The organism is Rhizobium sp. NLR8a (assembly GCF_019685235.1).
In the GTDB taxonomy this organism is placed as follows: domain Bacteria; phylum Pseudomonadota; class Alphaproteobacteria; order Rhizobiales; family Rhizobiaceae; genus Rhizobium.
In genome coordinates, this window is the sequence record NZ_JABDWI010000022.1 from 23,861 (window position 1) to 46,549 (window position 22,689).

The 22,689-nt window shown below is 61.3% G+C and carries 20 protein-coding genes; 9 read left to right on the top strand and 11 right to left on the bottom strand.

Features of this window, described 5'->3' with window-relative positions:
- Positions 1 to 100: 100 nt before the first annotated feature.
- Positions 101 to 406, top strand: a complete 306-nt coding sequence (locus tag HJC04_RS30485; RefSeq protein WP_210631190.1) for a flagellar basal body rod protein FlgC — start codon at positions 101 to 103, stop codon at positions 404 to 406.
- Between the two features lie 677 nt (positions 407 to 1,083).
- Here HJC04_RS30485 and sufA read toward each other — a convergent pair.
- The 8 genes from sufA to HJC04_RS30525 form a co-directional block, all read right to left on the bottom strand.
- The gene (sufA, locus tag HJC04_RS30490; RefSeq protein ID WP_210631189.1) at positions 1,084 to 1,476 is read right to left on the bottom strand and encodes a Fe-S cluster assembly scaffold SufA; all 393 of its coding nucleotides are present in this window, start codon (positions 1,474 to 1,476) and stop codon (positions 1,084 to 1,086) included.
- 113 nt (positions 1,477 to 1,589) lie between these two features.
- Entirely contained in the window at positions 1,590 to 1,970 is a 381-nt protein-coding gene (locus tag HJC04_RS30495) for an SUF system Fe-S cluster assembly protein (protein WP_210631188.1), read from the bottom strand.
- Positions 1,971 to 1,982: 12 nt separating this feature from the next.
- The gene (locus tag HJC04_RS30500) at positions 1,983 to 3,224 is read right to left on the bottom strand and encodes a cysteine desulfurase (protein ID WP_210631187.1); all 1,242 of its coding nucleotides are present in this window, start codon (positions 3,222 to 3,224) and stop codon (positions 1,983 to 1,985) included.
- A gap of 13 nt (positions 3,225 to 3,237) precedes the next feature.
- A complete protein-coding gene (sufD, locus tag HJC04_RS30505) occupies positions 3,238 to 4,512 on the bottom strand; it encodes a Fe-S cluster assembly protein SufD (protein WP_221147771.1) in 1,275 nt (424 codons plus the stop codon).
- Positions 4,513 to 4,536: 24 nt separating this feature from the next.
- Positions 4,537 to 5,292, bottom strand: a complete 756-nt coding sequence (gene sufC, locus HJC04_RS30510; protein WP_210631185.1) for a Fe-S cluster assembly ATPase SufC — start codon at positions 5,290 to 5,292, stop codon at positions 4,537 to 4,539.
- Positions 5,293 to 5,421: 129 nt separating this feature from the next.
- On the bottom strand, positions 5,422 to 5,691 hold the full coding sequence (locus tag HJC04_RS30515) for a hypothetical protein (protein ID WP_210631184.1): 270 nt from the start codon (positions 5,689 to 5,691) through the stop codon (positions 5,422 to 5,424).
- A 1-nt stretch (position 5,692) separates the two neighbouring features.
- On the bottom strand, positions 5,693 to 7,162 hold the full coding sequence (gene sufB / locus HJC04_RS30520; protein ID WP_064705073.1) for a Fe-S cluster assembly protein SufB: 1,470 nt from the start codon (positions 7,160 to 7,162) through the stop codon (positions 5,693 to 5,695).
- A gap of 162 nt (positions 7,163 to 7,324) precedes the next feature.
- The gene (locus HJC04_RS30525) at positions 7,325 to 8,491 is read right to left on the bottom strand and encodes a cysteine desulfurase family protein (protein WP_221123371.1); all 1,167 of its coding nucleotides are present in this window, start codon (positions 8,489 to 8,491) and stop codon (positions 7,325 to 7,327) included.
- A gap of 217 nt (positions 8,492 to 8,708) precedes the next feature.
- On the opposite strand from HJC04_RS30525, the gene HJC04_RS30530 reads away from it, so the two are divergent.
- Entirely contained in the window at positions 8,709 to 9,386 is a 678-nt protein-coding gene (locus HJC04_RS30530; protein ID WP_064705075.1) for an alpha/beta hydrolase, read from the top strand.
- Positions 9,387 to 9,447: 61 nt separating this feature from the next.
- Here the strand turns inward: HJC04_RS30530 and HJC04_RS30535 are convergent, their stop codons facing one another.
- Positions 9,448 to 10,560 carry an anhydro-N-acetylmuramic acid kinase gene (locus HJC04_RS30535; RefSeq protein WP_221147772.1) on the bottom strand — a complete coding sequence of 371 codons (1,113 nt, stop codon included), beginning with the start codon at positions 10,558 to 10,560 and terminating at the stop codon, positions 9,448 to 9,450.
- A gap of 131 nt (positions 10,561 to 10,691) precedes the next feature.
- Here HJC04_RS30535 and tyrS point away from each other — a divergent pair, with 131 nt between their 5' ends.
- Entirely contained in the window at positions 10,692 to 11,948 is a 1,257-nt protein-coding gene (tyrS, locus tag HJC04_RS30540; protein ID WP_210631181.1) for a tyrosine--tRNA ligase, read from the top strand.
- Between the two features lie 65 nt (positions 11,949 to 12,013).
- On the opposite strand, the gene HJC04_RS32140 is transcribed toward tyrS, so the two are convergent.
- Positions 12,014 to 12,478: a hypothetical protein gene (locus HJC04_RS32140; protein WP_311043531.1), complete on the bottom strand. Its 465-nt coding sequence runs from the start codon at positions 12,476 to 12,478 to the stop codon at positions 12,014 to 12,016.
- Between the two features lie 13 nt (positions 12,479 to 12,491).
- Between HJC04_RS32140 and HJC04_RS30550 the strand changes: the two genes are divergently transcribed.
- Positions 12,492 to 14,153, top strand: coding sequence for an alpha-amylase family protein (locus tag HJC04_RS30550; RefSeq protein ID WP_210631180.1), 1,662 nt, complete (start codon positions 12,492 to 12,494; stop codon positions 14,151 to 14,153).
- Between the two features lie 12 nt (positions 14,154 to 14,165).
- Here the strand turns inward: HJC04_RS30550 and HJC04_RS30555 are convergent, their stop codons facing one another.
- On the bottom strand, positions 14,166 to 17,564 hold the full coding sequence (locus tag HJC04_RS30555; protein ID WP_221147773.1) for an AsmA-like C-terminal domain-containing protein: 3,399 nt from the start codon (positions 17,562 to 17,564) through the stop codon (positions 14,166 to 14,168).
- Between the two features lie 125 nt (positions 17,565 to 17,689).
- On the opposite strand from HJC04_RS30555, the gene HJC04_RS30560 reads away from it, so the two are divergent.
- From HJC04_RS30560 to HJC04_RS30580, 5 genes are all read left to right on the top strand, one after another.
- Positions 17,690 to 18,163 carry a peroxiredoxin gene (locus tag HJC04_RS30560; RefSeq protein WP_210631178.1) on the top strand — a complete coding sequence of 158 codons (474 nt, stop codon included), beginning with the start codon at positions 17,690 to 17,692 and terminating at the stop codon, positions 18,161 to 18,163.
- Complete coding sequence (locus HJC04_RS30565; RefSeq protein ID WP_221147774.1) at positions 18,160 to 18,987, top strand: ferritin-like domain-containing protein; 828 nt, start codon at positions 18,160 to 18,162, stop codon at positions 18,985 to 18,987. The genes HJC04_RS30560 and HJC04_RS30565 overlap by 4 nt, the downstream gene beginning before the upstream one ends.
- Positions 18,988 to 19,126: 139 nt before the next feature.
- Positions 19,127 to 20,440 (top strand): M23 family metallopeptidase, encoded by a 1,314-nt coding sequence (locus tag HJC04_RS30570; protein ID WP_221147775.1) that lies wholly within the window; start codon positions 19,127 to 19,129, stop codon positions 20,438 to 20,440.
- Between the two features lie 157 nt (positions 20,441 to 20,597).
- Entirely contained in the window at positions 20,598 to 22,097 is a 1,500-nt protein-coding gene (locus HJC04_RS30575; protein WP_221147776.1) for a DEAD/DEAH box helicase, read from the top strand.
- Positions 22,098 to 22,104: 7 nt separating this feature from the next.
- Positions 22,105 to 22,533 carry an NUDIX domain-containing protein gene (locus HJC04_RS30580; RefSeq protein WP_210631174.1) on the top strand — a complete coding sequence of 143 codons (429 nt, stop codon included), beginning with the start codon at positions 22,105 to 22,107 and terminating at the stop codon, positions 22,531 to 22,533.
- Positions 22,534 to 22,689 lie beyond the last annotated feature (156 nt).

Genomic DNA, 22,689 nt, shown 5'->3' on the forward strand with positions numbered 1-22,689 from the left:
CATGACCACGCGCCGATAGATCTTTGCTAACGCAGCGCCTTCAGCATTCCCTAAAGCCTTGCGAGTAAAAGACGACTATCCAGTTCCGGGGAAACGGTTGATGAGCATATCGGGTATCGCAAACACTGCTCTTTCGGGCATGCAGGCACAGACGACACGGATCGGCGCGATCGCCAGCAACATCGCAAACAGCAGCACCCCTGGTTATAACAGGCTGAACACCAGCCTCACCTCTGTCGGATCAGGCGGCGTTCAGGCCATCGTCAGCCCGACAGCATCCGATGTCGATCCGGCCACTGAACTCACGGACCTGATCGAAGCCGAGCAGAGCTACAAGGCGAACGCCGCTGTCTTCGAGACCGGCGCCGACATGTGGGAAATGCTGATGAGCATCAAGCGCGACTGAACACACCGGCACTCGATCAGCAATCGCCTAACGGCCGTCCGAGAGTGGCCGCTGTTCTAAGGGGTAGCGTAATTGCGATCATCAGCTTTCGAACCGCGGCGTCGTTTAGGGACTTTCTGCGGGCCTAAACCGCCGCCCATCGAATTCAACTAATACGACGCCGTGGAAGGAAAGCCCAGCCACTACCAACTCGGAGGTTAAGCCATTGTCACAAACTGCCGATTTTCGCCGATCAACAAATCTGCAAGACACTTCCGCTTGACCGGGAGCATGGTACTTAAACTTTTCACCCTTGAATGAAATTGTCGCGCCATCGTCCGAAAATACTGGTGGCATTCTGGCGCAGCCAGAGAGCAATCCTGTGGCTAACACAGTCAACGCACCAAGGATCTTAGCAAGTTTGAGAGCAGTACGGATCATTGATTTGATTTTCTGCCATATGGCGTCTCATTAAATTCAATCAAATCGGCCTTTAGGTGGGGCCCCAAACGGTGAATCGTCGAGCGCACTTTGGCATGGTTTGGTATAAATCTACGTCCGGCAAGAATTCGAACGCTTTTCAGCAACAAGCCTCACCTTCATCCAAGCCACTGATCAAGCCCGTGATAATAAGGGTTTGACCAGCATCCGCTTTCTTGAACAGATGCTAAGGAAATTTCCCAACAGCCTGAACGGTATCACGAATGCGCCGGCTCGCTCTGGCGCTGTGCGGCGAGAGCCGCAAGATCGGCAGGTTTCAGCTCGACGGATTCGCCGCAGCCGCAGGCCGACGTCTGGTTCGGATTGGTGAAGGTGAAGCCGGAGCGCAGGGTCGTCTGCTCGAAGCCCATCTCGGTGCCGAGAAGATAGAGCACGGCTGAGGGCTCGATCCAGACCTTGGCGCCGTCGCGCTCGATCAGATCGTCCTTGGCATTCGGCTCGGTCACCAGGTCGATGGTATATTCCATCCCGGCGCAGCCGCCCTTCTTGATGCCAACGCGAACGCCCTTCGCCTCCGGGCCGGAGTTTTCGACGATCGCCTTGACGCGGGCCGCAGCCCCGTCCGTCATGCTCATCACTGCAAAGCCCATCGGCTCAATCTCCTTCCACAACCGGGGTCAAGATCCGGTGCTTCATGAATCAAATGTAATCGCGCGAGGTAAACGGATCAATACTATGGTACTGCGCCGGTACCATCTCCTGCTCAGTACCAGCCGACGGCGACCTGGGCCTCTTCCGACATGCGGTCCGGCGTCCACGGCGGGTCAAAGGTCATTTCGACCTCGACGCCCGACACGCCCTCGACGGCGCCGACGGCGTTTTCCACCCAGCCAGGCATTTCGCCCGCAACCGGGCAGCCGGGCGCGGTCAGGGTCATCATGATCTTGACCATCCGGTCGTCCTCGATGTCGATCTTGTAGATCAGGCCGAGTTCGAAAATGTCGGCAGGGATTTCCGGGTCGTAGACGGTTTTCAGGGCGGCGATGACGTCATCACTGAGCCGCGCCAATTCATCGGCCGGGATGCTGGAATGCACAATGCCTTCGCGCACGTCGATCTTCTGTTCGCTTTCATCCAGGCTCATCACGGACACTCCTCAGGCAAAGAACTTGCGCGCATAATCAAGCGCATCGGCCAGCGCATCGACCTCGGCGCGGGTATTGTACATGCCGAACGATGCTCGGCATGTGGAGGTGACGCCGAAGCGTTTCAAGAGCGGCATGGCGCAATGCGTGCCGGCCCGCACTGCAATACCCTGCCGGTCGATCACCATCGAGACGTCATGGGCATGGATGCCGGCAAGCTCGAAGGAGAAGATGCTCCCCTTGCCGGGCGCCGTCCCGAACATCCGCAGCGAATTGACCGATCTGAGGCGCTCGGCTGCGTAAGCCGCAAGATCGGCCTCATGGCGGGCGATTGCCTCGCGTCCGACCTTCTCCATATAGTCGAGCGCATAACCGAGCCCGATCGCCTGGACGATCGGCGGCGTGCCGGCTTCGAAGCGATGCGGCGGATCGTTGTAGGTGACCGCGTCCTCGGCGACTTCGAAGATCATCTCGCCGCCGCCCTGGAAGGGGCGCATCTGCGAGAGCCGCTCCTTCTTGCCGTAAAGCACGCCGATACCTGACGGGCCGTAGAGCTTGTGGCCAGTCATGACATACCAGTCGCAATCGATATCCTGCACGTCGACCGGCAGGTGCACGGCACCCTGACTGCCGTCGATCAGCACCGGGATGCCGCGTTCATGCGCGATCCGGCAGATTTCCTTGACCGGAACGATCGTGCCGAGCGCATTCGACATATGGGTAATGGCGACGAGCTTGGTGCGCTCCGTCAGGCTTTTCTCGAAATCCTCGATATGGAAGGCGCCTTCGTCATCGACCGGAACCCAGACCAGCTTCGCGCCCTGGCGCTCGCGGATGAAGTGCCAGGGCACGATGTTGGAATGGTGCTCCATGATCGTCAGGACGATCTCGTCGCCTTCGCCGATCTTCGGCATGCCCCAGCCATAGGCGACAGTATTGATCGCTTCGGTCGAATTTTTAGTGAAGACGATGTCGTTGACCGAGGGCGCGTTGAGGAAGCGACGAACCTTCTCGCGCGCTGCCTCATAGGCATCCGTCGCGACATTGGAGAGATAGTGCAGGCCGCGATGCACATTGGCATATTCATGCGCATAGGCATGCGAGATGGCGTCGATCACCGACCGCGGCTTCTGTGCCGAAGCGCCATTGTCGAGATAAACCAGCGACTTGCCGTGCACCTTCTCCGCCAGGATCGGGAAATCCCGGCGGATGGCTTCGACGTCGTACTCAGTGGCTGGCACTATCTTGTCCATGGCATTCATCCGATCAGGCGTGCTTTTCGAGCCAGGCCGAAATCACGCTTTCCAGCGCCTCGACCAGGGCCTCGTCTTCCAGTTCCTCGACGATCTCGGCGACGAAGGCGTTGACGAGCATCGCCCGCGCTTTGTTCTCCGGAATGCCGCGCGCCATCATGTAATAGAGATGATTGGCATCGATATCGGTGACCGTCGCGCCATGGCCGCATTGCACGTCGTCGGCGAAGATCTCGAGCTCCGGCTTGACCGAAAACTCGGCGTCGTCGGACATCAAGAGCGTGTTGCAGGCCATCTTGGCGTCGGTCTTCTGCGCATCGGGCGCAACCCGGATCATGCCCTGGAAGACACCCTTGGCGCGGTCGAAGACGACGTTGCGAATCACTTCGGTCGAACCGGTATGCGGGACGTCGTGGCCGAGCACCATCGTCACATCGGTATGGCTATCGGCCCCGAGCAGGTTGATGCCGCGCAGCGTCAGATCGGCGCCCTCGCCCGTCACCTTGATATTCAGTTCCTGGCGCACCAGCTTGCCGCCCGCATTGATGACGAACAGCCGGAGCTTGGCGTCGGCGCCGAGATCGATGCGGATCTGGCCAAGATGCGTATCGTCGGGACCCTGCTGCTGCAGGATGATCCAGGTCAGCTCCGTGCCCTCGCTGACTGTGATGTCACTGATATGGGACACGAAGGCGGCATCGCCCGTCACCGCACGGTGACGCTCGATGATAGTTCCCTTGACGCCGGCGCCGAAGGAAACCGGAAGACGCGTATGCGTCTGCCCGCCGGCATGGATGAACTGGATTTCCAGCGGATTTTCAAGTTCGGTTTCATCAGGCACGTCGACCACATAGCCGTCGCGCACGAAGCTGCCGTTGATCCGCCCGACCGCATCGTCGCTGCCCAACGCATCGAGCCTTTCGACGGCGGAACCGTCGATCAGCCGTTCGGAATAGGCCGACAGGCCAAGACCGTCGACGGCCGCCTTCTGATTGGCATGGCCCTGAATGACCGCCAGCACCGAGGAACCGGCAACGACCGGCTCAAGCGCGTTGGAGCCCGCATCACCCACTTGCGCCGGTACGGCACGCAGCAGATTCTTGAGGTCGGTATAGTGCCAGGCTTCGATGCGGCGCGTCGGCAGGCCGGCCTTCTTCAGATCATCGAGAAGCCGGTCACGCAGCGCCGTCACTGCACCATTGCCGGGTAGGTCGCCGATCTGCTGATTGAAGGCCTCGATCAGCGCCGTTTCGGCCGCGGTCTGGCGGCTCGTCGTCTGCATGTTCATGGACGTCGTCCTTTCCACCCGAACTCAGGCCGCTGTGCCGATGATGTCGGCGTAACCATTGGCTTCCAGCTCATGGGCCAAGGTCTTGTCGCCCGACTTGATGACCTGGCCCTTGTAGAGCACGTGGACGGTATCAGGCACGATATAGTCGAGCAGGCGCTGATAGTGGGTGATGACGACGACAGCGCGATCAGGCGAACGCAGCGCGTTGACGCCGTCGGCGACGATCTTCAGCGCGTCGATATCAAGGCCGGAATCGGTTTCGTCGAGCACGCAGAGCTTCGGCTCCAGCAGCGCCATCTGCAGGATCTCGGCGCGCTTCTTCTCGCCGCCGGAGAAGCCGACATTGAGTGGCCGCTTCAGCATTTCGGTATTGATCTGCAGCTTGGCCGCAGCTTCCTTGACGCGGCGCATGAAATCCGGCGTCGTCAGCTCGTCCTCGCCGCGCGCCTTGCGCTGCTCGTTCATCGCCACCTTGAGGAACTGCATGGTGGCGACGCCCGGGATTTCGACCGGATACTGGAAAGCGAGGAAGATGCCCTTGGCGGCGCGCTCGGATGGATCGAGCTCGAGAATGCTCTCGCCGTTATAAAGGATGTCGCCTTCGGTCACTTCATAGTCTTCGCGGCCGGACAGCACGTAGGAGAGTGTCGACTTGCCGGAGCCGTTCGGCCCCATGATCGCCGCAACTTCGCCGGCCTTCACCGTAAGGTTCAGACCACGGATGATCTCGGTGCCGTCTTCGGCGATGCGGGCATGAAGGTTTCTGATTTCAAGCATTTCGTTCTTCCTGTTCATAAAGCGGGTTCAAGTGCCGCCTGATTGACCGTTCGCACCGGCCTCGATCCGTCATCCTCGGGCCCGTCCCGAGGATCGCTTTGGGGGCGCGTCGATATGTTGTACTCGGCGTTATCGCCAAAAACAGATGGCAGCGAAAACTGCGCCCGCTGCCTTTAAAATCAACCGAAGGCACTCGACAAATTCCGGGATCTCCATAGGCCGCCCGATAACCCCAATGATCTTTGCCGGTTTTTCCATGCGCTGCTGGAGAAACACGTAAGGCTGCTCCGGCGGCTTTTCCGTTTCGTACCTTTGCTCGCGGGGACGAATTTTCGCCAATATTTCCCCGCGCATATTCTCCAGACGTCCAAAAATACATTTTTTGTCCGTCTCGTTCATATCAACCGACCGAGCCTTCCAGCGAGATGCTGATCAGCTTCTGCGCCTCGACCGCAAATTCCATCGGCAGTTCCTGCAGGACTTCCTTGACGAAGCCGTTGACGATCAGCGCGATCGCCGCTTCGGTGGGGATGCCGCGCTGCAGGCAGTAGAACAGCTGGTCCTCGGAGATCTTCGAGGTCGTCGCTTCGTGCTCGAACTGCGCCGTCGAGTTTTTCGCCTCGATATAGGGCACGGTATGAGCGCCACACTTGTCGCCGATCAGCAGCGAATCGCACTGGGTGAAATTGCGCGCATTCGACGCCTTGCGGTGGGCCGAGACCTGGCCGCGATAGGTGTTGTTGGAAACGCCGGCCGCGATACCCTTGGAGACGATACGGCTCGACGTGTTCTTGCCGAGATGGATCATCTTGGTGCCGCTGTCGATCTGCTGATGGCCGTTCGACACGGCGATCGAGTAGAATTCGCCGCGGCTGTCGTCGCCGCGCAGGATGCAGGACGGATATTTCCAGGTGATCGCCGACCCGGTTTCGACCTGCGTCCAGGAAATCTTCGAGCGATTGCCACGGCAATCGCCGCGCTTGGTGACGAAGTTGTAGATGCCGCCCTTGCCTTCCTTGTCGCCCGGATACCAGTTCTGGACGGTGGAATATTTGATCTCGGCATCGTCGAGAGCCACGAGCTCGACCACGGCCGCATGCAGCTGGTTCTCATCGCGCTGCGGCGCAGTGCAGCCTTCGAGGTAGGAGACGTAGGCGCCCTCTTCCGCGATGATCAACGTGCGCTCGAACTGGCCGGTGCCCTTCTCGTTGATGCGGAAATAGGTGGAAAGCTCCATCGGGCAACGAACGCCCTTCGGCACGAAAACGAAGGAACCGTCGGTGAAGACCGCCGAATTCAGCGTCGCATAATAATTATCCGAGGTCGGCACGACGGAACCGAGATATTTGCGCACGAGATCGGGATGTTCGCGAATGGCTTCCGAGATCGACATGAAGATCACGCCGGCCTTCTTCAGCTCCGCCTTGAAGGTGGTGACGACCGAGACGCTGTCGAAAACGGCGTCGACGGCGATCTTCGGCTTCTCGACGCCGGCCAGGATCTCCTGCTCACGCAGCGGGATGCCAAGCTTCTCATAGACTTTCAAGAGCTCCGGATCGACCTCGTCGAGCGACTTCGGACCCGGCGCGCTTTTCGGCGCGGCATAATAATGGATGTCGTTGAAATCGATCTTCGGATAATTGACGCGTGCCCAGGTCGGCTCTTCCAGCGTCAGCCAGCGCCGATAGGCCTCGAGACGCCATTCCAGCATCCACTCCGGCTCCTGCTTTTTGGCCGAAATGAAGCGGATGATATCCTCGGACAGGCCCTTCGGCGCCTTGTCCATTTCGATGACGGTCTCGAAACCGTATTTGTACTGGTCCACATCGATCAGGCGCACCTGGTCGATCGTTTCCTGCACGGCAGCCATTTCGTTCTCCAATCTCGCCGGATACAAGGTCCGGCAGCTTGTAGCGTATGGGCAGTTGACTTGCCCCGGGCAAAATCCTTTGCCCTGATGTAGGAGGCCAAAAGGAACTTTTCAGCCCGATTGGCAAGCGGAAATTTGTGTTTCCGCAAGTTTATGAGGCGGTCAAGCCGCCTCGCCCGCCGACCTGCGCCGGCAGGCTATCTTCGCGAAGGCGGCAATCGCCCTATCGATATCCTCTTCCGTTGTGGAAAAGCCGAGCGAGATGCGCAGCGCCCCCAGCTTGGCGTCGCGCCCCATCGCCGTCAGCACATGGCTTTCGCCGACCTTGCCGGATGAGCAAGCAGAGCCCGCCGAAAGGGCAACGCCTTCAAGATCGAAAGCGATCTGCCCGGTCTCCGCCTTCAGGCAAGGGAGCGTGAAGAAAATCGTGTTGGCGACCCTCGGACCACCGGCGCCATGGATGATGACATCGGGCGCGGTAGCGTGCATGCCGGCTTCCAGCCTGTCGCGCAGCGCAGCAATCGCAGCGTTCCGTTCCTCAAGATCCTGAAGCACGGCTTCCGCCGCAGCTCCGAAGCCAATCAGCGCCAGCGAATTCTGTGTCCCCGACCGGTGACCCTTCTCCTGCCCGCCACCGCGGATCAACGCCTTCGGCATCAGCGCCTCGCCGCGCGCGATCAGTGCACCCGCCCCCTTCGGTCCACCGATCTTGTGAGAGGAGACGATGATGAAATCCGCGCCGATGCGCTCGATCTCGATCGGCAGACGACCGGCCGCCTGCACGGCGTCGACCACAAAGAGACCACCGTGCGCCCGCACAATCCTGGCCGCTTCTTCGACCGGCTGGACAATGCCCGTCTCGTTGTTGACGAACATGATCGCGACCATCGGGAGGCCTGTCGATGTGTCATGGGCATCGAGCAATGCGGCCAGCGCTTGCAGATCGACGATACCGGCGTCCGTCACCGGGATCTCGGTCGTGCGGTCCTTCGGGAATCGGCCTCCCTCTCGTACAGCCAGGTGCTCGACGGCGGAAAAATAGAGATGGCCGAGCTGAAGCGGCGTGCGGCCCATGCGAAAATCCGGCGTCAGCACCAAGTTGGCGGCCTCCGTCGCGCCGCTGGTGAAGATCACATTGCCCGGATCGGTGCCGGCAAGAGCGGCCACCTTGCGCCGTGCGCCTTCGATGGCGGCGCGGGCGGCGCGGCCCTCCCCATGCACGCTGTTCGGATTGCCGAATATGTCGATGGCGCGCATGATCGCCTCGCGTGCTGCGGGATGCAGCGGCGCTGTGGCGTTCCAGTCGAGATAAAGGCGTGGCGGCGCCATGATCTTCAGTCCTGCGCTTGACGAGCTTGCTTCAGCATCCGCGGTGCATTTTTCTTGAAATTTCCGCCGGGCTTGCCTTATGACACGTTCCACGAAGCGTGGATCGCCATGCAAGTTTCGAATTGTTCTAAACTGCGTTTTAGAAAAGCTGACAACGTTAGTCAAGTCATGTTGTCGTCCAACGCAGCGCGAACGCGAAATAAAACCCGGAGTACCAATGCCCGAAGTAATTTTCAACGGCCCAGCCGGCCGTCTTGAAGGCCGCTACCAGCCCTCCAAGGAAAAAAGCGCGCCCATCGCGCTCATCCTGCACCCGCATCCGCAGTTCGGCGGCACGATGAATAATCAGATCGTCTACCAGCTCTTCTACATGTTCCAGAAGCGCGGGTTCACGACGCTGCGCTTCAACTTCCGGGGCATCGGCCGCAGCCAGGGCGAATTCGATCATGGCGCCGGCGAATTGTCGGATGCCGCCTCCGCGCTCGACTGGGTGCAGAGCCTGCACCCCGATTCCAAGACCTGCTGGGTCGCCGGCTATTCCTTCGGCGCCTGGATCGGCATGCAGCTTCTGATGCGCCGGCCGGAAATCGAGGGCTTCATGTCGATCGCCCCGCAGCCGAATACCTACGACTTCTCCTTCCTGGCGCCCTGCCCCTCTTCCGGCCTGATCATCAACGGCGAGGCCGACAAGGTGGCGCCGGAAAAGGATGTCAATGGTCTGGTCGAAAAACTGAAGACCCAGAAGGGCATCCTCATCACCCATCGCACGGTCGCCAACGCCAACCACTTCTTCAACGGTCAGGTGGAGACGCTGATGAGCGAATGCGAGGATTATCTCGACCGTCGCCTCAATGGCGAGCTGGTGCCAGAGCCGGCGGCCAAGCGGATCCGCTGACCGGCAGAGCACCGACGTCTGCCACCGCCATCGTCACGACGCACTGGGGTTCTTTCGCCTGTCACGGCGTTGCCAGCACGCCGCCGCTGACGGGAGCCGCAACTCCCGTCGTGCCGGGAAAGGTCAGCGGCAGCCCGTCCAGCGAGCGTACGGCGAGATAAGCCCAGGCTTCGGCCTCCATCGCATCGCCGTCGAAGCCCGCGGCCTCGGCGCTCAACACTCTCGATCCCTCGGCCATCGCCGAGAGCTCGGCCATCAAGGTGCCGTTCAGCCGTCCGCCGCCGCAGACGATATAGGCCGAGGGACGCTCGGGCAGGAAACCGGCGGATTTGACGATCGATGCTGCGGCGACATGCGCAAGCGTCCTGGCGCCGTCTTCGAGGCTCGCCTCATCAGGCCGAAGCGGCGCGAAATCGCCGCGATCGAGCGACCGACGGATATTGCCGCGGAAGAACGGGCTGTCCAGATACCGCTCGGCCAAGGCGGGGACGACCTTGCCGCGCCCGCCGATCTCCCCGCCGGGATCATAGGGTCTGCCGGTCCGCATCTCTATCCATTGGTCGATCAGCGTATTGCCCGGGCCGCTGTCGAAGGCGGCAATCCGGCCGTCAGCGTCGATATAGGTGAGGTTGGAGATGCCGCCGATATTGACGAAGCACACCGCCTCTCCCGCCTGCTGCAGTTTTCCCGCCAGTGCTGCGTGATAGGCCGGCACCAGCGGCGCACCCTGCCCGCCATGCACCATGTCGTTGGCACGCATGTCGTAGACCACTGATAGGCCCGTCCGGCGCGCCAATTCCCGGCCGTCGCCGATCTGGATCGTCAGCCCGTCGTCAGGACGATGCAGCACCGTCTGACCGTGAAAGCCGAGGACATCGACGGCACCGGCTGAGAGCCCGTAACGCTCCAGAAATGCCGTAACGGCAAGAGCATGCCGTTCGGTCAGCTCGAGTTCGATTTCGCGGAGTTCCGCGGGCCGCTCGCGCCGGTTGGTCAGCGGCCGCGCCAGTTCCAGCGCCCGTTTGAGCCGGCCGCGAAAATCGGCCTCATAGGGCACGCCGAGGAAGGGCCCGCGCTCGATGAAGCCGCGGCCGTCGGTCCTGATGAGCGCGACATCGATTCCATCCATTGACGTGCCGCTCATCAGTCCAATCGCGGTTCTGACCACATCCATGAGGCTTGTCTCCCATGCGATTCCCGGATGCACTTTTGTAAAAACAGTGCTAAACGCGCCGCGACAGATCAACAACAACGAAGTTGCGTGAAGCCCGGTGGGCGCAGCGCAGGCACGAAGAGACGAAAGCCATGTCCGAGTTCAAGTCCGATTTCCTCCGCACGCTGAAAGAGCGCGGCTTCATTCATCAGGTTTCCGATGAAAGCGGCCTCGACGACCTGTTCGCGAAGGAGGTCGTGACGGCCTATGTCGGCTACGACGCAACGGCGACGAGCCTGCATATCGGCAATTTGATCTCCGCCACCATGCTCCACTGGCTGCAGGAGACCGGCCACCGGCCGATTGCGCTGATGGGCGGCGGCACCTCGATGGTCGGCGATCCCTCCTTCCGTGACGAGCAGCGCAAGCTTCTGACGCCGGAGGCGATCTCCGCCAACATCGAGGGCATCAAGAAGATATTCTCGCGCATTCTGCGCTTCGGAGACGGCCCGACCGATGCCCTCATGGTCAATAATGCCGACTGGCTGATGAAGCTCAACTATGTCGAATTCCTGCGCGATGTCGGCCGGCATTTCTCGGTCAACCGCATGCTCTCCTTCGACAGCGTCAAGCTGCGCCTCGACCGCGAGCAGTCGCTCTCCTTCCTCGAGTTCAACTACATGATCATGCAGGGCTACGACTTCGTCGAGCTCAACCGCCGCTACGGCTGCCGCCTGCAGATGGGCGGTTCGGATCAGTGGGGCAACATCATCAACGGCGTCGATCTCGGCCATCGCATGGGGACGCCGCAGCTCTACGCGCTGACGACGCCGCTTCTGACCACGAGCTCCGGCGCCAAAATGGGCAAAACCGCCTCCGGCGCCGTCTGGCTGAACGAGGATGTCTTCAGCCCCTATGATTTCTGGCAGTATTGGCGCAACACCGAGGATGCCGATGTCGGCCGCTTCCTGAAGATCTTCACCCGCCTGCCGCTCACCGAGATCGCCAGGCTCGAGGCCCTTGGCGGCGCCGAAATCAACGAGGCGAAGAAGATTCTCGCCACGGAAGCGACCGCGATCGTCCACGGTCGCGAGGCGGCCGAAGCGTCCGCCGAAACGGCCCGCACCACCTTCGAGGAAGGCCGCGTCGCCGAAAACTTGCCTTCGGTCGAGATCCCGGCCACCGAACTCGACGGCGGCATCGGCCTGCTCTCGCTGATGGTCCGCGCCGGCCTTGCCGGTTCCAACGGCGAGGCCCGCCGCCACGTCCAGGGGGGCGCAGTGCGCATCAATGACGAGGCTGTCAGCGACGAACGCCGCCTGATCGGCAGCGGCGAAATCACCTCCGACGGCGTCATTAAGCTCTCCCTCGGCAAGAAGAAGCACATCCTGATCCGCCGCGCGGCCTAGGTTGCTTCAAACCGAACGGATCTTTGAAGCCGGCGCCCCGCGCCGGCCTTTCCTTTTGAACGTGATCAGTCAGCTCGCCAGCCGTATTCCGCGTCCTTTTGTTTCGTCTCGCGAAAGAGCGATCCGGGCGGATTGACGTCCGAAGTGGGCCTTACGCGCGACCACCAGCTGATCGAGAAGATCGGCGGCGTCATCTTTGCGTCGAGGGGAACCAGCAGCACATGCTCAGAGGGGGTGCTCTTCACCGGCTTCAGCCGTCCGCCTTTTTCTGCAGAATTCGAGGCCTCGCCAACTGTCACGGCCATCATGGTGGCCGATAGGAAAGAGACCGTCCGAGCGCACTGCATGGCATCCTCCGACATTGCACCGATCGCTGTTGCAGCTGGCACCCACATTACATCAGAATTATCTAAAATAAGCAAAGCATCAATGACCAGCCTGTCGCTATAGGTCGGAATTATCCAACTGGCCGCGCACAATATCGCCTTGCGGAACATTTTCCGCCCGACGGGATTTGCGACCAGATGCATTTGGAGCGCCGGCATGATCAACGACCTCTGGTATAAGAACGCCGTCATCTACTGCCTGTCCGTCGAGACCTTCATGGATGCGAACGGCGATGGCGTCGGTGATTTTCAGGGCCTGATGCGCCGTCTCGACTATCTCTCCGGCCTCGGCGTGACGGCAATCTGGCTCATGCCGTTCCAGACTTCGCCCGGTCGCGACGATGGCTACGACGTCTCGGATTACTATAATGTCGACCCGCGGTATGGCTCGCTCGGCGATTTCGTCGAATTCACCCATGGTGCCAAACAGCGGGGCATACGGGTGTTGATCGATCTGGTGATCAATCACACCTCCAAGGATCATCCCTGGTTCGAAGACGCCAGGAGCGATCCGCATTCACGCTATCGCGATTGGTACGTCTGGTCAGACAAAAAGCCTGCAAACTCAGATCAGGGCATGGTCTTCCCGGGCGTCCAGAAGACGACCTGGACCTATGACGAAAGAGCCAAGGCCTATTATTTCCACCGCTTTTACGATCATCAGCCCGATCTCAACACGTCCAATCCCGAAGTGCAGGCCGAGATACTCAAGATCATGGGCTTCTGGATCCAGCTCGGCGTCTCGGGCTTCCGGATGGACGCCGCCCCCTTCATCATCGCCACCAAGGGCGCCGAGGTCACCAAGCCGGTCGAGCAGTTCGAAATGCTGAGGAAATTTCGCGAATTCCTGCAATGGCGCATGGGAGATTCCATCGTGCTGGCGGAGGCCAATATCCTGCCGAAGGACAATTTCGAATATTTCGGCGACGATGGCGACCGCATGCAGATGATGTTCAATTTCCAAGTCAATCAGACGCTGTTTTATGCTCTCGCCACGGCCGACACGCGGCCTCTGAAGAAAGCGATGGAGGCCACGAAGCCGCGCCCGGCGACCGCGCAATGGGGGCTGTTCCTTCGCAACCACGATGAACTTGATCTCGGTCGCCTGACGGATAAGCAGCGCGACGCGGTATTCGCCGCGTTTGGACCCGAGAAGGGCATGCAGCTTTATGACAGGGGCATTCGCCGGCGCCTGGCACCCATGCTCGGCGGCGACCGTCGCAGGATCGAGTTGGCCTACAGCCTGCTGTTCTCGCTGCCCGGAACGCCGGTCATCCGCTACGGCGATGAAATCGGCATGGGCGATGATTTGTGCCTGCCGGAGCGCAATTGCGCGCGCACCCCGATGCAATGGTCGAGGGAACCGGAAGGCGGTTTCACCAAAAGCGCGAAGCCCGTTTCGCCCGTTATCAAAGACGGCCCCTACGGCTTCGAACATATCAACGTCGCCGTCCAGCGGCGCGACCCCAATTCGCTCTTGAACTGGACCGAGCGGATGATCCGGATGCGCAAGGAGGCTCCCGAGATCGGTTGGGGCGATTTCTCAGCGGTCGACACAGGTGACGACGGCGTCCTGGCGCTGCGTTATGACTGGCGCGGCAATTCGGTGCTGATCCTGCACAACCTGCATCCGCACCCGATGGAAGTGACCTTCGATCCTAATGTTGGTGAACTCGGGCGATCGCTGATCGATATTGCCGATGGGGCAAGTAGCGAAGCCGACGACAAGGGGCGCCATACGGTCATGCTCGATGCCTATGGCTACCGCTGGTATCGGGTCGGCGGCCTCGACTATCTCCTCAGGCGGAAGGATATTTAATCTTGCTTTCCCTCACTGGAATTCGAAAATCTGCCGGAAGACTCCCGGCGCAATGATCGACAGCGGATTGATCTGCAGGTTCGGCTGGTCGAACTTGCCGGTGAGCTTGAAGGTGATGCCGATCAGACCGCGGTCGCTGCCATTTCCGAGGATGACGCCGATCAGAGGCAGTTCGGCAAAGAGGCGATTGAGGCCGTAGGCCGGCATGAAGGTGCCGGTCATATCCATATTGCCTCGGCGGTCGCGGACCACGCCCTGGAAGGTCGCGCCGATCTGGTCGCCGCGCAGCACGCCGTTCTCGATACCGACCATGCCGTTGCGCGAGACGATGCGGGCAAAGCCGCGCTGGAAGCGTTGCGACGAGGTATCGATGTCGCGTTTGACCGCCTCATTGAGGCTGCGCTGCTCGTTGCCGACAGGTGTTGAGACGATGGAACGCAGGCGCTGTTCGTTGACGATCGAGAAGCGGCGCACATCGAGCGAGCCGTCCCATCCGCCCTGCGGCGAAAGCCGGATCGCCAGGTTGAGCAGGCCGCCCTGCATGTGCTGATAGAGATCGGCAAAACGTGACACCGCACCGGCATCGCCGCTGGTGATATTGATGACACCGCCGTCCTTCATCTGGCTGACAACGGCCTCGCCGCTGTCCGTGATGCCGGAAAAATTCAGCGTCTGCAGCTTGTCGCCGCGCAGCGACACCTGCGCCTGGAAATTGCCGACCTTCTCATCGTTGAAGCCGACGACATTTTTCAGTCTGGCGCGCACCGACACGCCGGTGTTGTCGTTGTCGCCGTCCTCGCCGCCCTCCGAGCCCGATTTCAATCGCGCGATGACCGGCCGCGCATCGGCGCTGTCGCCCGAAACGGAGACGTCGAAATTACCCTTGCTGCGCTTGACCGACAGAGCGAAATCGTCGAGCGAGGAGAGCCGAACGCTGTCGAAATCCGCGGAGAGAAGGCCGGCCTTACCGACAACAAGCGATCCGCTGGCACCGAAGCCGTCGCCCTTCAGCCGGAAATTCTTGATCTCAGTATTCTCGGGCGGGCCGGACATCTCGAATTCCGCGGAGGCGGCAATGCCGCTGCCTTTCGACCAGCCGATCCACGGCAGGTCGAGCATCGATTTGGTGAGGTCGAGCTGAACGTCTTGCCGGTCGTCGTCGATCCGCGTCATCACCATCTTCAGGTTGCCCCTGACGATATCGGAAAGCCCGGGCATCACCTTGCTGCGCTGCTCATCAGAGAGCGTGGCCGTGATCACGCGCTGCCGCTCAACGCCGGACGACGCCTCGACCGGCTCGGTCAGGTCGATGTCGGCGGGAATGCCGTCGATCTCACCCTTGGCGTCGAGCGTAATCTGCTTCGGATCGCCATTCAGCATGCCGCTGACATTGCTGATCGTGCGGCCGGAAAACGGCTTGGCAAGATCGACGTCAGCGAGCTTCATGGCGGCCTTCCACTCAGCCGGCGGCGGGTTTTGTGACGACAGCAGTCCGAAATGCGCCTTCACATTCGCGTCGATGTGCCCCTTGAAATCGTCGGGCGTAAAGCCGGCGCGCTGCAGCACCCGGATCGGCTTGTAGGTCAGGAGCTCGCCTATGGCGTCCGCCGCACCCGACACCGCCAGGTCGATATCGGCCATGAGCGGTTTGTCGTAGGCGGACGGTATGACGAACGTTCCCTGCCCGAGGTCGACTGACCGGCCGGAGGGGAAATAGGACACGCCGCTCTTGATCGAAATCGTTGCAACGGGACCGGTCAGGTCGAAATGCGCCGCCGTATCGCGGACCGGCGGAATGTCGCCGGCAACGTTCATCCGCGCGCCGGCAATATCGAAGCCGATGCGGATCTGACTGGCATCGAGCTTCAATCCTTTGCCGCCGGCTGCCTCGTCGAGCCGACCGAAGGGGATGAAGACGGAGATGGCGGCGTCAGTGACGGTGCCGCCAAAGAGATTGCCGTGAACCCATGTGCGCACCTTCGGCGCCATCCAGAACGGCCACAGCTGCTTGATCGCCGTCGTCTGCAGCTCTCTGGATTGGCCGGCAAAGCTGATTTCCGGCGATTTGTCGCCGAGCCTGACGTGCAACGCCCCGTAAAGCGCGCCGAGCGGGCTGGAGACGGTCATGTTGGGAAACAGGAATTCCCGGCCGGCGACCAGATAGCGTCCGGTCGCCTGGATGTCGAAGGCAACAGGCTGTTCGCCGGAACTGCTCGGGGCGGCGGTGCCGCCGCTGACCAGCAGATCGATACCGAAGCCCTTGCCGGCTTTAGGATCGAGTTTGTCGAGATCGATCAGCGCGCCGTTAAGGGGCAGTATGGTCGCGCCAAACCGGGCGTTCGACCGAGCGATCTCCAGCGTCTGCTTGGCGAAATCGTAGGTGAGATTGATTTGCCCGCCCGACAGTTCCTGCGGATCGCCGTCCGCATAGATCAGACCAGGATCGACGTCGATCGTCGCCGCGAGCGCCGGCTCGACGCTATCGCGCGCCCTGGTCGCCGACACGGTCAGATCGGCAAAGGCACTGAGCCCCTGCCGTATCGCACCCTGATCGTTGCGTTTCAGCGCAAACGGCGTCAGGTTCGCATGCGTGAGCGTCGCCATCACCTTCGACACCTGGCCGTCTTCCTTCTCGGCCAGCACGTCGAGTTCCGCCACCTCGCCGTTAAGCGCCACCTCGCCTCTCAACTGCAGCGAGGATGGCCCGGCATGAGCGAACACCAGATTGTCGACGACGAGCGACAGCGGGCCATTCGCCGTATCGGCAAGCTTGATGTCAATGCCGGAGATGCGCACGGAATTCGTCGAGCCGCGCGTCACGATGCTGTCGAACATGTCGAGTTGCTCGAAGATCGTCTCCATCGTCGCCGGCATGGCGTCGATGCGCAGATCGTCAAGCTTGACCGGGTTGCCGGAGGGCAGAAGCGCGGTGTCGAGCGCGATATCCTCCGCTTCGATATCCGCGACGGCGATACGGCCGCGGAAAAGCTGCAGCGGATCGAGGCCCAGGCGCACCGAACCCGTCGTCGACAGGTGCTGGCCGCTTTTCTGGTCGATCATGTTGACGTTGCGCGCTTCCAGCGCCAGCCGGAAGTCGGAGGTGAAACGGATAACGGTGGAGCCGACTTCGGCGCGGTAACGCGGTCCCGCCACGCCATCAAGCGCCGCCTGCGCCTGCTGAGACAGCGGCTTGTCGAACATGCCGCTTTCGATGGTGAACACGATGGCAGCAATGATGAGGAGAATCAGTGCGAGAAAAACTGACGTCAGCTTCGCCGTCCGGCGCATCGGCGAACGCGGCGGCGGGCAATGAACGATGATCGGATCCTCGGCCTGAGCGGACGGCAAGCGGTCCAGCGCAACGATATCCTTCTTGCGAAACGTGACCTTTTCGCCGCGGATGGCTGACATGCGCCTTCGGGCTCTCCCATAAATCGAAGAATTGAACCCGGCCATGCTGGACGGGTTTCCGTCCACTATATAATTCGGGGACGGAGAGTGTCATCCATAAACCCGGCAAAAGAAAGGTTTTCCCAATGGCGGTTCCCGGCATCGGTGCCCTGGCCCCCGACTTCAATCTCCCCCGCGATGGCGGCGGCCGTGTGTCGCTTTCGGATTTTCACGGCAGGCCGCTCGTTATCTTCTTCTACCCCAAGGACGACACGACGGGCTGCACGGCCGAATCGCTGGCTTTCACAGCGCTGGCGCCGGAGTTTGAAGCAGCAGGTGCTGCCGTTGTCGGCATGTCGCCCGATTCGGCAGCCTGCCATGACAAGTTCATCAAAAAGCATCGTCTTTCGGTCGCGCTCGCCTCGGATGAGGACAAGACGACGCTGCAGGCCTATGGCGTCTGGAAGGAAAAGAGCATGTACGGCCGCAACTTCATGGGCGTCGAACGCACGACTTTCCTTATCCGCCAGGATGGCACGATCGCGACAATCTGGCAGAAGGTGAAAGTACAGGGCCATGCCGAGACCGTCCTCGAGGCCGTCAGGAATCTGGCCGCGTGACCGGTGATCTCGCGATAAGCTCGCTGCGCGGCGGCGCTATCGACGCCATCCGCTCGGCCGACCTCGACCGCAAGACCGCCCTTGCGCAGGAAAGCGCCACCCGCTGGTTCGCCCGCCGGGTGTCGCTGCGATCACCGCTCGACGGAGCCCTGCCGGAGAGGCCTGGCCGGCCCGAGAAACCGGTGCTGACACCGCCGACCCACGTGGAGAAACGCTCGCTGCACACGCTGAAAGGCCGCATTGCCCTCCTCCATGCCATCGCCCATATCGAGCTCAACGCCGTCGATCTCGCGCTCGATATCGTCGCGCGATTCGCGACTGAGCCGGTGCCGAATTCCTTCTTCGACGGCTGGATGCAGGTCGCCTTCGAGGAGGCGAAGCATTTCCGCATGGTGCGCGCCCGCCTCAACGATCTCGGCGCCGATTACGGCGATCTTCCCGCCCATGACGGGCTGTGGCAGGCGGCCCATTCGACACGCAACGACCTGACGGCAAGGCTCGCCGTCGTGCCACTGATTCTCGAAGCCCGCGGTCTCGACGTCACGCCATCGCTGCAGGCGAAGATGCGTGAGACCGGCGATCTCGAAAGCGCTGCGGTGCTTGATGTCATCTACAACGACGAGAAAGGTCACGTCGCCGTCGGCGCCAAATGGTTTCGCTTCCTCTGTGCGCGGGAGAAGCGCGATCCGGCGAAGGCCTTTCAGGAACTGGTGCGCGCCAATTTCCGCGGGCCGCTGAAGCCGCCTTTCAACGATCTCGCCCGCGCCGAGGCCGGGCTGACGCCATCCTTCTACCGCTCCCTGGCATCGATCAGCCATGCGTGAGAACATTCCGGTGAGGACGCTGTAGCACCTGGAATTGATGCACCATTTCGACCCGCATAACGGCAGAGTAAGCGTTCATTAACCATAAACGTGTCTAATTTTCCGAAAGAGGCGTGGAGCATCAATCGGGAGAGCCTGCGTGAACGGCGGACATCAGCACCGGGTATTCGGCAGGCGGGCGCAGGAGCATATTCTCATCCTGGCAAGCGGTGACAAGGTCCGCCACATGACGGTCCGGCCGTGGATGGCCGCCCTCGCATTCTGCTTCGTCGGCGTCTTTTCCATCGGCTATCTCCTGGCGACCTCTTATCTCGTGCTGCGCGACGACCTGATCGGCGCCACCATGGCGCGCCAGGCCCGCATGCAGCACGACTATGAGGACCGCATCGCCGCCCTTCGCGCCCAGGTCGATCGCATCACCTCCCGCCAGCTTCTCGATCAGCAGGTGGTGGAAGACAAGGTCGACAAGCTGATGGAGCAGCAGATGGCGCTCACCTCTCGCCACGGCAAGCTCGACAACCTGCTCGACCGTGCCGAAAGCTCCGGGCTCACGGACAAGGACAGCGCGCCGTCTTCGCCTGCGCAATCCTATGCCCCCGCCATCAAGGACAAGCGCGCTTCGCTCGGCGAAAGCGGCATCGGGGCGATCGAGAAACAGCTGGCAGGCGGCGCACCAGCCGACGCCACTCCCGACAATACGACCCTCGCCTACGTCCCGGCCACCGAGACGGTCGGCGACCGCGCCGACCGCATCTTCTCCAAGGTGACGCTGTCGCTGAAGGATGTCGAACAGGACCAGCGCAACCGCGTCGAGCAGCTGACGAGCGACGCCGGCAACGCTGCCAACGCCATCGAGAGCGTGCTGACCCGGTTCAAGATCGCCATGCCCGAGACCGCTGCCAAGCAGGACTTGGATGACAGCGCCGTCGGCGGCCCCTATGTCGAGCCGGAGAGCAATGACGATTTCAACAATTCGCTGATCGCTCTCGACGGCGCACTGACACGGCTCGAAGCTGTACGCAGCACCGCCGAATCCCTGCCCTTCCGCAACCCCGCCGTCGGCAAGGAAATGACCAGCCCCTTCGGCAACCGCCGGGACCCTTTCCTCGGCCGCCTGGCGCTGCATTCCGGCATAGACTTCCGCTTTTCGCCGGGCGAAAAGATCCGCCCGACGGCGCCGGGCAAGGTGATATCAGCCGGCTGGACAGGCGGTTACGGAAATATGGTCGAGATCGATCACGGCAACGGCATCTCGACGCGTTACGGCCACATGTCCCAGGTCCTGGTCACGGCCGGCGATACTGTCGACCGCAACGACGTCATCGGCCTTGCCGGCAGCACCGGCCGCTCGACTGGCACGCATTTGCATTATGAAGTGCGCCAGAACGGCCATGCGGTCGATCCAGTATATTTCATGAATGCAGGCCTTAAACTCGCCACCTATATCAAGTAATACCCGCCTGGTAACCAAAGCTTCACTCTGCACGGGGTGCGGCCTCTGTATTTCTTGACTTGCCGGCCATTCGGGGCTATGTCGCGCTGCATTGCGGCATGCAATCCCGCCGACTCGTTCAGAGCTCGGCCGAACCGGAACGGAAACTGTTTTCCCTTTGACGACATTCGCTGACCTTGGCTTGAGCCAAAAAGTGCTATCCGCTGTCACAGACGCGGGCTATACGATCCCCACACCTATCCAGGCGGGGGCTATTCCCTTTGCGCTCGAGCGTCGCGACATTTGCGGCATCGCGCAGACGGGCACCGGCAAAACGGCATCTTTTGTCCTGCCGATGCTGTCGCTTCTTGAAAAGGGCCGCGCCCGCGCCCGCATGCCCCGCACGCTGATCCTCGAGCCGACGCGCGAACTCGCCGCCCAGGTTGCCGAGAATTTCGAGAAATACGGCAAGAACCACCGCCTCAACGTCGCCCTCCTGATCGGCGGCGTTTCCTTCGAGGACCAGGATCGCAAGCTCGAGCGCGGCGCCGACGTTCTGATCTGCACGCCCGGCCGCCTGCTCGACCATTTCGAGCGCGGCAAGCTCTTGATGAGCGGCGTCGAAATCCTCGTCATCGACGAAGCCGACCGCATGCTCGACATGGGCTTCATTCCCGATATCGAGCGCATCGCCAAGCTCATCCCCTTCACCCGCCAGACGCTGTTCTTCTCGGCGACCATGCCGCCGGAGATCCAGAAGCTGGCCGACCGGTTCCTGCAGAACCCGGAGCGCATCGAAGTGGCAAAGCCCGCTTCGGCCGCAAAGACCGTGACGCAGCGCTTCGTCGCCTCGCACAGCAAGGATTACGAGAAACGCGCGATTCTGCGTGAACTCGTCCGTGCACAGACTGAGCTCAAGAACGCCATCATCTTCTGCAACCGCAAGAAGGATGTCGCCGATCTCTTCCGTTCGCTCGAACGCCACGGCTTCAACGTCGGGGCGTTGCATGGCGACATGGACCAGCGTTCCCGCACGACGATGCTGCAGAATTTCCGTGACGGCAACCTCCAGCTGTTGGTGGCCTCCGACGTTGCCGCCCGCGGTCTCGACATTCCCGATGTCAGCCATGTCTTCAATTTCGACGTGCCGATCCACTCCGAGGACTATGTCCACCGGATCGGCCGCACCGGCCGCGCTGGCCGCTCCGGTGCCGCCTTCACTCTCGTCACCAAGCGCGACACGAAATTCGTCGACGCGATCGAGAAGCTGATCGGCGAAAATGTCGAATGGTTGAATGGCGACCTGAACTCGCTGCCACCGGCGGAAGAAGGCAAGGACAGCGACCGTCCGCGCCGCAACGGACGCGAACGTGGCGACAAGGATCGCGGGCGCGGACGCGGCAGGCACAGTGCTGCGAGTCATAAATCTGATAACGACATACAGGATAGTGACGTCCAAGTGATCGCAGCAGCACCAGCAAAGGCCGAAGTCGTGAAGAACGAGCGCAAAGCAGAGCAGAAGCCGCAAAACAATGCGCGCAACAATCGGCCCTATCCGGCAAATGACGACAGCCGCGATCGCCGCCGTCATCGCGATCACGACGACGGGCCGACCCCGGTCGGTTTCGGCGACGATATCCCCGCCTTCATGCTGATCGCCGGCAGCGCCAAGGTCTGAGCATCCCATGGGTAGGCCTGGCGTCGACTTCCCGGGCCTTGGGGTAGGTTTGGTGATTCTGCGCCAGGGCAGGATCCTTCTCTATAGGCGCATACGCCCGCCTGAAGCCGGCTACTGGAACATCGTCGGCGGCAAGGTCGATCACATGGAGCCGGCTGAAGAAGCTGCGCGCCGCGAGGCCGAAGAAGAAACCGGCCTCACGATCGGCGGGATTGAGCGCATCGGCATGACCGAACAAATCATCGATGCCGACCGCCAGCACTGGATCTCCATCCTGTATCTCGCGCGCGACGTCGATGGCGAGCCGCAATTGACCGAGCCGGACAAGCTTTCGGATTTCGGCTGGTTTCCCTTGACTGATTTGCCCGAGCCGCTGTCAGCCTTCACCAAGGCGGCGATCGCTGCCTTGCCGCCAGGCTTGAGCTTTCCGGGTTAGATTGAAGCATTCTGCCGGAGCACGGAAAAGCTTGTCTTATGATTTCCACGCTTCTTGTTGAGATAAAGAAGCGCCGGAGAGGACGGCCATCCTTCTCCGGCGATGGGGGACGGATCGTGAAATGGCAGGTCGACGTTCTTGCGAATGCCGGGCCGA